This window comes from Acidisphaera rubrifaciens HS-AP3 (assembly GCF_000964365.1).
GTDB classification, from domain to species: Bacteria; Pseudomonadota; Alphaproteobacteria; order Acetobacterales; family Acetobacteraceae; genus Acidisphaera; species Acidisphaera rubrifaciens.
In genome coordinates this window covers 1-865 of the sequence record NZ_BANB01000860.1, presented here as the reverse complement: position 1 = coordinate 865, position 865 = coordinate 1, and the positions used below count along the sequence as shown (strand labels likewise).

Sequence of the window (865 nt, the reverse complement as noted above, 5' to 3'; positions counted from 1 at the left end):
GACGACGCCGTCCTTGAGATCGATGACGGGGATGATGTCGATGGGGGCCATGGAAAACAGTCTAGTGCCACAGGCGGACGGGCGCATCGCCGGCTGGGACGTGGGTGGGGCGCATCTGAAGGCAGCCCTCGTCGTCGACGGGCGCGTGGCGGAGGTGGTGCAGCAGCCGGCGCCGATCTGGAAGGGGCTGCATGTCCTGCATGACGCGCTGGCGGCGGTGCGCCCGCGCCTCGGCCCCGTCGCGCGGCACGCGGTGACGATGACGGGCGAACTCGCCGACAATTTCGCCAGCCGCGACGAGGGGGTGGCGACGCTCGCCGCGATCATGGAGGAGGCGCTCGCCCCCGTGCCGGTCGCGATCTATGCCGGCCGCGACGGGTGGGTGGCGCCGGGCGCGGCCGGCGCGCATGTCGTGGCCGTCGCGTCCGCCAACTGGCACGCGAGTGCCGCGCTGCTGGCGCGCGCGGTGCCGGATGCGCTGCTGATCGACATGGGATCGACGACGACGGACATCATTGCGGTGGCGGGCGGCCGGGTCGCCGCCGCCGGCTATACGGACGCGGACCGGCTGGCGAGCGGCGAGCTGGTCTATACCGGGCTGGTGCGCAGCCATCCGATGGCGCTCGGCCCGCGCGCGCCCTTCGCGGGCGGCTGGACGGAGCTCGCCAACGAGTATTTCGCGTCGATGGCCGACGCGCGCCGCATCCTCGGCGACCTGCCGGAGGGTGCGGATCAGATGGAGCAGGTGGACGGGCGCGGGCAGAGCGTCGCGGAGAGCACCGCCCGGCTCGCGCGCGTGATCGGGCGCGACGCGGCGGACGCGCCGAAGGCCGCGTGGCGCGGGCTCGCCGCATGGTTCACCGAG

General features: G+C 74.0%; 1 protein-coding gene. It reads left to right on the top strand.

Annotated features, from left to right (window positions below; genetic code table 11):
• Nucleotides 1-40: 40 nt before the first annotated feature.
• A partial coding sequence (locus B8460_RS18560) for a hydantoinase/oxoprolinase family protein (RefSeq protein ID WP_199445695.1) occupies nt 41-865 on the top strand: 825 nt, incomplete at its 3' end.